Origin of the sequence: Streptomyces calidiresistens (genome assembly GCF_014141525.1) — a bacterium.
In the GTDB taxonomy this organism is placed as follows: domain Bacteria; phylum Actinomycetota; class Actinomycetes; order Streptomycetales; family Streptomycetaceae; genus Streptomyces; species Streptomyces calidiresistens.
In genome coordinates, this window is record NZ_VKHS01000096.1 from 1 (window position 1) to 10958 (window position 10958).

Annotated in this window: 6 protein-coding genes; 1 reads left to right on the forward strand and 5 read right to left on the reverse strand. The window is 72.3% G+C overall.

Features of this window, described 5'->3' with window-relative positions; all coding sequences use genetic code 11:
- Positions 1-88: 88 nt before the first annotated feature.
- The 3 genes from pepN to FOE67_RS06735 form a co-directional block, all read right to left on the reverse strand.
- Positions 89-2632, reverse strand: a complete 2544-nt coding sequence (pepN, locus tag FOE67_RS06725; protein ID WP_228473624.1) for an aminopeptidase N — start codon at positions 2630-2632, stop codon at positions 89-91.
- Positions 2633-2734: 102 nt separating this feature from the next.
- Positions 2735-3103 carry a chorismate mutase gene (locus FOE67_RS06730; protein WP_182661460.1) on the reverse strand — a complete coding sequence of 123 codons (369 nt, stop codon included), beginning with the start codon at positions 3101-3103 and terminating at the stop codon, positions 2735-2737.
- A 72-nt stretch (positions 3104-3175) separates the two neighbouring features.
- On the reverse strand, positions 3176-3649 hold the full coding sequence (locus tag FOE67_RS06735) for an OsmC family protein (RefSeq protein ID WP_182661462.1): 474 nt from the start codon (positions 3647-3649) through the stop codon (positions 3176-3178).
- Positions 3650-3851: 202 nt separating this feature from the next.
- On the opposite strand from FOE67_RS06735, the gene FOE67_RS06740 reads away from it, so the two are divergent.
- Positions 3852-4463: a hypothetical protein gene (locus FOE67_RS06740; RefSeq protein WP_182661464.1), complete on the forward strand. Its 612-nt coding sequence runs from the start codon at positions 3852-3854 to the stop codon at positions 4461-4463.
- A 163-nt stretch (positions 4464-4626) separates the two neighbouring features.
- On the opposite strand, the gene FOE67_RS06745 is transcribed toward FOE67_RS06740, so the two are convergent.
- The gene (locus FOE67_RS06745) at positions 4627-6090 is read right to left on the reverse strand and encodes a glutamate synthase subunit beta (protein ID WP_182661466.1); all 1464 of its coding nucleotides are present in this window, start codon (positions 6088-6090) and stop codon (positions 4627-4629) included.
- Positions 6083-10648 carry a glutamate synthase large subunit gene (gltB, locus tag FOE67_RS06750; RefSeq protein ID WP_228473625.1) on the reverse strand — a complete coding sequence of 1522 codons (4566 nt, stop codon included), beginning with the start codon at positions 10646-10648 and terminating at the stop codon, positions 6083-6085. The genes FOE67_RS06745 and gltB overlap by 8 nt, the downstream gene beginning before the upstream one ends.
- Positions 10649-10958 lie beyond the last annotated feature (310 nt).

Below are 10958 nucleotides of genomic sequence, written 5' to 3' on the forward strand. Positions count from 1 at the left end.
GCGCCCCGGCCCCGACGCGCGAGCACGCGTCGGGGCCGGGGCGTTCCCGACGATCCCCGGGAAAACCGCAAGGGGATTCGAAGGGTGATCAGACGCGTTCCCCGCGCACCCGCAGGGCGCGCCGCAGGTCGTCCAGCTGATCCATGAGTCCGCGCCGCAGCGTGGCGGTGACATCCGGACCGGCGAGCGCCGCCTCCCCCCGACGCAGCAGTTCCTCGCCGACCAGCCCGCGCGGGAAACCGTGGCGGCACGCCGCCTCGGTCACCGCGTGCCCGCGCCGGTTGGCCAACCGGACGACATCGGTGAAATACCGTTCCGCCCAGGGCACCAGCAGCCCCGACTGCTCCGGGTGCCAGAAACCCTGCGCGGTGGCGGTGAACAGATAGACGGACAGGTCGTCGCCCTCCCCGAACATCCCCTCCCAGGCATCGGCCTTGGCCTGTTCGGTCGGGAGGGCGGCGCGGCAGCGGGCGGCTCCCTCCCGCCCGGTGGCCGCCGGGTCCCGCTCGGCCTCCTCGGCGATCTCCCGCTCGTCGACGGCGCCCAGCACCGCCAGCCGGTGCAGGACCCGCCACCGCAGCTCGGGGTCCAACTCGGGCCCGCCGGGGAAGGTACCGGCCGCCAGCCAGGCCCGCGGCTCCACCGGATCGGTCACGGTGTCGATCAACACCCGCACGGCGATGAGCCGCAGGGCCGAGGACGGGTCCCGACCCCCGGCCAGGAGGATCTCGCGGGCGGTCTCCGCGAGAGCCACCAGCGCCGCCGTGCGCTCCTCACCCGAGAGGTAGAGGTCGGCGATCCGCCCCCTGGCGAAGGAGAGAACCCCCTCCACCAGGGCGGTGTCCGTTTCGAGGGGCAACTGGCGGCGGGCCGCGGCCAGGTACTGCTTGGGGTCCAGCTCCGCGTCCCGGACCATGTCACGGGCGGCGTTCCACACCACCGCCCGGGTCAGCGGATCGGGCAGGGAGGAGAGAAGGTCCCTGGCGGAGTGCCAGGACGTGGGGTCCAGCCGGACCTTGGCGTAGGTCAGGTCCCCGTCGTTGACGACCAACAGGGCGGGCGGCTCGCCCTGGAAGGTGCGGGAGATGCCCGGCACCGGCTCCGCCGGATCGGCGTCGTCCGGCCGGACCACCGCCTCGATCCGCACCAGGTCCCGCTGCACGGCGACGGTGGGCAGATCGGGCGCCCGGTCGTAGATGCCGACGTCCAACCGGTGCGGGCGGCTGCCCTCGTGCCGGAGGTCCAGCCGCCACTCGCCGTCCGCGTCGGTGATCACCGGCACGAAGGTGTCGGGCCCCGTGGTGCGCAACCACCGGTCGGCCCACACCCCGACGTCCCGTCCCGAGGCCCGGGACAGGGAGTCGATGAAGTCGGCGAGGGTCGCGTTGCCGAAGCGGTGGCGGGCGAAGTGGTCGTTGATGCCGGCGAGGAAGACGTCCTCCCCCAGCCAGGTGACCAGTTGCCGGAGGGCGGAGGCGCCCTTGGCGTAGGAGATGCCGTCGAAGTTGAGCCAGGCGGAGGCGGTGTCCGGGACGGCTTCGGGGTCCGGGGCCACCGGGTGGGTGGAGGGCCGCTGGTCGGCGTCGTACCCCCATCCCTTGCGGGAGACCGCGAACTCCGTCCACGGCCGGAACTCCGTGGCCTCGGCGAGCACCTGATACCCCATGTACTCGGCGAAGGACTCGTTGAGCCAGATGTCGTCCCACCAGCGCAGGGTCACCAGGTCGCCGAACCACATGTGGGCCATCTCGTGGGCGATGACCACGCCGCGCAGTTGACGCTGGGTGTCGGTGACCGCCGAGCGCGGGATGAACTCGTCGCGGAAGGTGACCAGCCCGGGGTTCTCCATCGCCCCGGCGTTGAACTCGGGGACGAACGCCTGATCGTAGGAGTCGAAGGGGTAGGGCTCGTCGAAGATGCGGTGGTAGTGGTCGAAGGCCCGGCGGGTGATCTCCGCGATCTCCTCGGCGTCCTTGTCCAGATGGGCCGCCAGGGAGCGGCGCACGTGGAGCCCGAAGGGGAGGCCCGCGTGCTCGAAGCGCAGGGAGTGCCATGGGCCCGCGGCGACCGCCATCAGGTAGGTGCTGATGGGCGGGGTGGGGGCGCATCTCCAGCGACCCGGCTCGCCGGGAACCCGCTCGGCCACCCCGTTGCCCAGCACGGTCCACTCCGGCGGCGCGGTGACCGACACCTCGAAGACCGCCTTGAGATCGGGTTGGTCGAAGGCCGCGTAGACCAGGGGTGCCTCGGTCATGCAGCACATGCTGTAGAGGTAGGTGAGGCCGTCCTCCGGATCGGTGAAGCGGTGCATCCCCTCGCCCGTGCGCGAGTACGGCATGTCCGCCACCAGGGTGAGTTCGTGTTCCCCGGCCGTCAGGCCGGTCAGTGGCAGACGACCGTCCACGAGCGCGGCGGGGTCCAGTTCGCGCCCGTCCAGACGGGCGCCGTGCAGGGTGGTCGGACGCAGTTCGACGAAGGTGTCCCCCTCCTCGCGGGCGGTGAAGCGAATGGTGGTGGTCGACCCGAACGTCTCCTCGCCCCGGGTGAGGTCGAGGTCGATGACGTAGCGGTCGATGTCCAGGAGACCGGCGCGGGTGCGCGCCTCGTCACGCGTGAGGGAGGGCAGCGGCATGACTCCATGCTGCCCCGGGGGACGGGGGGAACGCAGCCGGGTTGTGGCGCGCCGCGCGCCGCGCGGGCGGACACCACGTGCCCGACCGGCTCCGACCGGGGGTCACTCCCCGGTTCCGCCGGAGCCGGCGATCGTCTCGTGGTGCCGGATGACCTCGGCGATGATGAAGTTGAGCAGTTTCTCCGCGAAGGCCGGATCGAGCCGGGCGTTCTCCGCGAGGTTTCGCAGGCGGGCGATCTGGCGGGCCTCCCGTTCGGGGTCGGCGGGCGGCAGCCGGTGCTCGGCCTTGAGCCGGCCGACCTGCTGGGTGCACTTGAAGCGCTCGGCGAGCATGTGCACGACGGCGGCGTCGATGTTGTCGATGCTCTCCCGCAGGCGGGTGAGTTCGGCGCGGACGGCGGGATCCGCGACCGCGCCGCTCCCGGCGGCGCCGACGACGGTGTCGGGGTGATCGGTCTCGCTGTGGCTCACGTCGTGACTGTACGTCGCGGGTCCCGGGAGGCGCCCGGGGTGTCCGCGCATCGGGCGTCGCGGGCGCCGGTGTCAGGAGGAACGCACGGTGATCACGGGTTCGTGGCGAACCGGGAAGGCCATCGACGCGGCGATGAAACACGCCTCGGAGGCCGGGCCGTGCAGCCGTCGGGCGCTGTCGACCATCCCCTCCTCGGCCACCTCCACCCGGGGGCGCAGGACCGCCCCGGTGAAACGACCACCTCCGGCCCGGGTCGACAGATCACCCACCGGCTCGTCCTCGTAGGCGGTCACCACCACTCCCGCGTCGGCGCATTGATGCAGGTAGGAGAGCATGTGGCACTGGGCGAGGGCCGCGAGGAGCAACTGCTCGGGATTCCAGCGGGCCCGATCCCCCCGGTACATCGGTGCCGAGGCGCCGGGTATGGGCGGCGGACCGTCGGCGGTGATCTCGTGATCACGGCCGTAGGAGCGGTAATCGACGGTGCCGACACCGCGGTCCCCGGTCCAGCGGACCCGGGCGGAGTACTGGTGGACGGGGCTCATGGGCGGATCGTAGCGCCGGGCACCGACAGCCGGCTCGAATCGACTCGGCGGGGGAACCCGGAGCCACCGGAGCGCGTCGGACCCACGGGTCCGGGCACGGGAACGACCGCCCGGACCGACGGGGGACGCCACGGTACGCAACCGAATCAGCGGGTCCGGCGGACACGCCGGACCCGACCCCACCGAGACTCGGGAGGACACCATGGGCGGTATCCGACACACCCCGCGCGGCGGACGGCGAGGGACCGGGGCGACCCTGGTCGCCCTGGTCGCCGCGACGGCCCTCACCCTGACGGCCTGCGGCGACGCGACCGACGACAACGGCGCGCCCGGCACCGCGCCACCGACCGGCGGGGAGACCGCGGGGGGCGACACCGGCGGGGAGGACGACACGGACGCCGGGGACGCCGGGGACGCCGGCGGGGATGCGGAGGAGCCCTCCGACGAGGCGTTCCACGACCGGGCCGAGGACATCGAGGAGCAGTGGCCGGAGGTGGAGCCCCTGGCCTCCTCCTCGGACGAGCTGTGGCGGCTGGAGGGCGTGGTCGAGCCCGACCCCTCCGACACCACCGTGACCGCCCTGGTGGGCCACGGGGACTGCGACCTGGAGTGGGGCGCCCGGGTGCACGAGACCGAGGACCTGATCATCCTCGGCGGCTGGTCCGTGGAGGACCCGGACGTCGAGGTGTGCACCGAGGTGCTCCTCATCGACGAGGTCGCGGTGGAACTCGACTCCGAGGTCGGCGACCGGGTCCTGGTGGACGCGGTCACCGGCATGGACCTGCTGGGCGAGGAGTTCCACACCACCGGTTGAGCGCCGCGCGACCCGGATCCGGGCACGCCGCGGCGCCCGCCTTCTTCCGGTCGGGGAGGGCGGGCGCCGCGGCCGGTATCCGCACGCCGTTGTGCGGTCCCGTTCGGGGCGGGGCTGCGCGGCCCGGGGCGACCGGACCCGGGGCGTCCCGGGTCCGGGCCCGTCAGGCCGTCAGCGCCCGGTCGGTGGGACGGATCGGATACGGCAGGTCGCTGTGTCCACCGGTCAGCAGCCGGTCCACGCCGCGCGCGGCGGCCCGGCCCTCGGCGATGGCCCACACGATCAGCGACTGACCGCGGCCGGCGTCACCGGCGACGAACACGCCGGGGACGTTGGTGGCGTACTCCGCGTCCCGCGCGATGTTGCCGCGCGGGTCCAGCTCCAGGCCGAACTGCTCGACCAGGCCGTTCTCCCGGTCGGTGCCGGTGAAGCCCATGGCCAGGGTGACGAGCTGCGCGGGGATGCGCCGCTCGGTCCCCTCCTTCTGCACGAGCTTCCCGTCGACGAACTCCACCTCCACGAGGTGCAGCCACTGCACGTTGCCGTCCTCGTCGCCCTCGAAGCGGGTGGTCGAGACGGAGTAGACCCGCTCGCCGCCCTCCTCGTGGGCGCTGGTGACCTTGTAGAGCATCGGGAAGGTCGGCCACGGCTGGTGGGGGGCCCGCTCCTCGCCCGGTCGCGGCATGATCTCCAGCTGGGTGACGGAGGCCGCGCCCTGGCGGTGGGCGGTGCCCACGCAGTCGGCGCCGGTGTCGCCGCCGCCGATGACCACCACGTGCTTGCCCTCGGCGGTGATCGGCGGGGCGACGAAGTCGCCCTCCTGCACCTTGTTGGCCAGCGGCAGGTACTCCATCGCCTGGTGGATGCCCTTGAGCTCGCGGCCGGGGACGGGCAGGTCGCGGGCGGTGGTGGCACCGGCGGCGATCACCACGGCGTCGTACCGCTTGCGCAGGTCCTTCGCCGTGATGTCGCGGCCCACCTCGACGCCGGTGCGGAAGCGGGTGCCCTCCGCGCGCATCTGTTCGATGCGGCGGTTGATGTGCCGCTTCTCCATCTTGAACTCGGGGATGCCGTAGCGCAGCAGTCCGCCGATCCGGTCGGCCCGCTCGTAGACCGCCACGGTGTGGCCGGCCCGGGTGAGCTGCTGGGCGGCGGCCAGTCCGGCCGGACCGGAGCCGATGACGGCCACGGTCTTGCCGGACAGGCGCTCCGGCGGCTGCGGGGTGACCCGGCCGGCCTCCCACGCCTTGTCGATGATGGTGACCTCGACGTTCTTGATGGTCACGGCGGGCTGGTTGATGCCCAGCACGCAGGCCGCCTCGCAGGGCGCCGGGCACAGCCGCCCGGTGAACTCGGGGAAGTTGTTGGTGGCGTGCAGACGCTCGCTGGCCGTCGCCCAGTCGCCCCGGTAGGCGTAGTCGTTCCACTCCGGGATGAGGTTGCCCAGCGGACAGCCGTTGTGACAGAACGGGATGCCGCAGTCCATGCAGCGGCCGGCCTGCTTGCCGATGATCGGCAGCAGGGAGCCGGGGACGTACACCTCGTTCCAGTCCCGGAGCCGCTCGGGGACGGGGCGGGTCTCGGCGACCTCGCGATCGGTGGTCAGAAAGCCCTTCGGGTCAGCCATGGGTCGCCGCCTCCATCATCTTCTCGTGGGTCTCGGACTCGCTGAGTCCGGCCCGCTCGGCGGCGTCCTTGGCGGCGAGCACGGCCTTGTAGGTGGTGGGGAGGATCTTGCTGAACCGGCCCGAGGAGACGGCCCAGTCCGCCAGCAGCGCGGCGGCCACCGTGGACCCGGTCTCCTCCGCGTGGCGGCGCACCACGTCGTGCAGCCACTCCCGGTCGTTCTCGTCGAGCGCCTCGACCGCGCCCTGGTTGCCGGCGTTGACGTTCTCCTTGCGCAGGTCCAGGACGTAGGCGGTGCCACCGGACATGCCGGCGCCGAAGTTGCGCCCGGTCTCGCCGAGGACGACGGCGGTGCCACCGGTCATGTACTCGCAGCCGTGGTCGCCCACGCCCTCGGCCACCACCAGGGCGCCGGAGTTGCGGACGCAGAACCGCTCGCCGACCCGGCCGCGCAGGAACAGCTCGCCGCCGGTGGCACCGTAGGCGAGGGTGTTGCCGGCGATGACCGACTCCTCCGCGAGGTGGTCGGCGGAGCGGTCGGGCCGCACGACGACCCGGCCGCCGGACAGGCCCTTGCCGACGTAGTCGTTGGCGTCGCCCTCCAGTCGCAGGGTGACCCCGCGCGGGAGGAAGGCGCCGAAGGACTGGCCGGCGGAGCCGAGGAGGGTGATGTCGATGGTGTCGTCGGGCAGACCGGCTCCGCCGAACCGGCGGGTGACCTCGTGGCCGAGCATGGTGCCGACGGTGCGGTTGATGTTGCGCACGGCCACCTGGGCGCGCACCGGCCGGGCCTCCTCCGCGCTCCCCGCCTCCAGGGCGTCGGCGGCGAGCCGGATCAGCTCGTTGTCCAGGGCCCTGTCCAGCCCGTGGTCCTGCGGCACGGTGCACCGGCGGGCGGTGCCGGCCGGCAGCGCCGGGACGTGCAGCAGGGGGGCCAGGTCCAGCCCGGAGGCCTTCCAGTGCTCCACGGCGCGACCGACATCGAGCACGTCGGCACGGCCGATGGCCTCGTCCAGCGAGCGGAAGCCCAGCTCGGCGAGGAGTTCGCGGACCTCCTGCGCGACGAACTCGAAGAAGTTGACCACGAACTCCGGCTTGCCGCCGTAGCGGGCGCGCAGCACCGGGTTCTGGGTCGCGATGCCGACCGGACAGGTGTCCAGGTGGCACACCCGCATCATCACGCAGCCGGAGACCACCAGCGGCGCGGTGGCGAAGCCGTACTCCTCGGCGCCCAGCAGGGCGGCGATCAGCACGTCACGGCCGGTCTTCAGCTGGCCGTCGGTCTGCACGACGATGCGGTCGCGCAGCCCGTTGAGCAGCAGGGTCTGCTGCGTCTCGGCCAGGCCCAGCTCCCAGGGACCGCCCGCGTGCTTGAGGGAGGTCAGCGGGGAGGCGCCGGTGCCGCCGTCGTGACCGGAGATCAGGACCACGTCGGCGTGCGCCTTGGAGACGCCCGCGGCGACGGTGCCCACGCCGACCTCGGAGACCAGCTTCACGTGGATGCGGGCCGAGGGGTTGGCGTTCTTCAGGTCGTGGATCAGCTGCGCCAGGTCCTCGATGGAGTAGATGTCGTGGTGCGGCGGCGGGGAGATCAGCCCCACGCCCGGCGTGGAGTGCCGGGTGCGCGCCACCCACGGGTACACCTTGTGGCCGGGCAGCTGCCCGCCCTCGCCGGGCTTGGCGCCCTGCGCCATCTTGATCTGGATGTCGTCGGCGTTGACGAGGTATTCGCTGGTGACGCCGAAGCGGCCGGAGGCGACCTGCTTGATCGCCGAGCGGCGCTCGGGGTCGTACAGGCGGTCGGGGTCCTCGCCGCCCTCACCGGTGTTGGACTTGCCGCCCAGCCGGTTCATGGCGATCGCGAGCGTCTCGTGCGCCTCCTGCGAGATGGAGCCGTAGGACATGGCGCCGGTGGAGAACCGCTTGACGATCTCCGAGACCGGCTCGACCTCCTCGATCGGGACCGGGCGACGGTCGCTGCGCAGGCCGAACAGGCCGCGCAGGGTCATCAGTCGCTCGGACTGCTCGTCCACCCGGGAGGTGTACTGCTTGAAGACGTCGTACCGGCCCTCGCGGGTGGAGTGCTGGAGGCGGAAGACGGTCTCCGGGTCGAACAGGTGGGGCTCGCCCTCCCGGCGCCACTGGTACTCGCCGCCGATCTCCAGTCGGCGGTGGGCCGCGGCGATGCCCGAGGCGGGGTACGCCTTGGCGTGCCGGGCGGCGACCTCCTCGGCGATGACGTCCAGGCCGACGCCGCCGATCTTGGTGGAGGTGCCGTTGAAGTAGGTCTCGACGAACTCCTGGTCCAGACCGATCGCCTCGAAGACCTGCGCACCGCGGTAGGAGGCGACGGTGGAGATGCCCATCTTGGACATCACCTTCAGCACGCCCTTGCCCAGCGCCTTGATGAGGTTGCGGATGGCGGTCTCGGCGCTGAGGCCGGGCACGTCCCGGAAGAAGGTGCCCTCGCGGACCAGGTCCTCCACCGACTCCATCGCCAGGTAGGGGTTCACGGCCGCGGCGCCGTAGCCGACGAGGAGCGCCACGTGGTGCACCTCGCGCACGTCACCGGCCTCCACCAGCAGGCCCACCCGGGTGCGCTGACGGGTGCGGATCAGGTGGTGGTGGACCGCCGAGGTCAGCAGCAGCGACGGGATGGGGGCGTGCTCGGCGTCCGAGTGGCGGTCGGAGAGCACGATGATCCGGGCACCCGCGGCGATGGCGGTGTCCACCTCGTCGCGGATGGCGTCCAGCCGGGCGGCCAGCGCGGCACCCCCGCCGCCCACCCGGTACAGGCCGGAGATGGTGGCGGACTCGAAGCCGGGCATGTCGCCGTCGGCGTTGATGTGGATGAGCTTGGCCAGCTCGTCGTTGTCGATCACCGGGAAGGGCAGCGTCACGCTGCGGCAGGAGGCCGCGGTGGGCTCCAGCAGGTTGCCCTGCGGGCCGAGCGCCGAGTGCAGCGAGGTGACCAGCTCCTCGCGGATGGCGTCCAGCGGGGGGTTGGTGACCTGCGCGAAGAGCTGGGTGAAGTAGTCGAAGATCAGTCGGGGCCGGTCGGAGAGGGCCGCGATGGGGGTGTCGGTGCCCATGGAGCCGATCGGCTCGGCCCCGGTGCGGGCCATCGGGGTGAGGAGGACGCGCAGTTCCTCCTCGGTGTAGCCGAAGGTCTGCTGCCGGCGGGTGACCGAGGCGTGGGTGTGCACGATGTGCTCGCGGTCGGGCAGGTCGGGCAGTTCGATGAGCCCGGCCTCGAGCCACTCCTGGTAGGGGTGCTCGGCGGCCAGCTCCGCCTTGATCTCGTCGTCCTCGATGATCCGGTGCTCGTCGGTGTCCACGAGGAACATGCGGCCCGGCTGCAGCCGGCCCTTGCGGACCACCCGGGCGGGGTCGATGTCCAGGACGCCGACCTCGGAGGAGAGGACGACCAGGCCGTCGTCGGTCACCCAGTAGCGGCCGGGGCGCAGGCCGTTGCGGTCCAGGACCGCGCCGACCCGGGTGCCGTCGGTGAAGGTGACGCAGGCGGGGCCGTCCCACGGCTCCATCAGCGTGGAGTGGAAACGGTAGAAGGCGCGCCGGGCCGGGTCCATCGTGTCGTGGTTCTCCCACGCCTCGGGGACCATCATCAGCACGGCGTGGGGCAGCGACCGGCCGCCCAGGTGCAGCAGTTCCAGCACCTCGTCGAAGGAGGCGGAGTCGGAGGCCTCGGGGGTGCAGACGGGGAAGATCCGCTCCAGCCGCTCCGGGTCCCCGAACAGGTCGCTGACCAGCTGCGACTCGCGGGCCCGCATCCAGTTGCGGTTGCCCTTGACGGTGTTGATCTCGCCGTTGTGCGCGATGAACCGGTAGGGGTGGGCCAGCGGCCAGCTCGGGAAGGTGTTGGTGGAGAAGCGGGAGTGCACCAGCGCGATCGCGGAGGCCGTGCGGGGGTCGGAGAGGTCCGGGAAGAACGGCTCCAGCTGCCCGGTGGTCAGCATGCCCTTGTAGACCAGGGTGCGCGCGGAGAGCGAGGCGAAGTAGACGTCCGCCTCCCGCTCGGCGCGCTTGCGCAGCACGAAGGCGCGGCGGTCCAGCTCCAGGCCGGAGAGGGCGCGGTCCGCGTCGGCGACGAAGAGCTGCCGGAAGGTGGGCATGGTGGCGCGGGAGGCGGCGCCGAGCAGGTCCGGGGTGACCGGCACATCGCGCCAGCCCAGCACCTCCAGCCCCTCCTCGGCGGCGAGGGTGTCGATGCGGGCGGCGACGGCGTCGGCGGCGGCCGGGTCGGGGGGCAGGAAACCGAGACCGACGGCGTAGGCGCCGGCGGCGGGCAGACCGAAGGGAACCACGGCGCGCAGGAACGCGTCCGGGACCTGGAGGAGGATGCCGGCGCCGTCACCGGTGTCGGGGTCGCTCCCGGTGGCACCGCGGTGCTCCAGGTTGCGCAGAACGGTCAGCGCCCGATCCACGAGTTCGTGGTCGGCCTCACCGGAAAGTTTGGCGACGAAGCCGACGCCGCAGGCGTCGTGCTCGTTGGCCGGGTCGTACATCCCCTGCTTGGCCGGATGGGACGCAGAACGCATCGGCTCCTCCGTCGTCGTCGGTGCGGATCTGTGCTGTGACCGGGGACGACGTTGGCCCTGGCGGGAATTTTTCGTGCAGGTTACAGGATGGGGCCCATCCCGGAAAGTGGATGAACGTGCCCGCGATGCGGACGGCACGACGGTGCGCCGAGACCGCGAACGGGGAGGAAACCGCCCGGCTCGACCGGCGCGGCCCGGGCGACGGCGCCCGTGAATCCCGAAGCATATGCCCTGTGGAGACCCGCCCGAAACCCTCGGGTAACACGGATCATGAGCGGCGTTCCCCTCCCGCTCACCTCCGTTCCCCCAC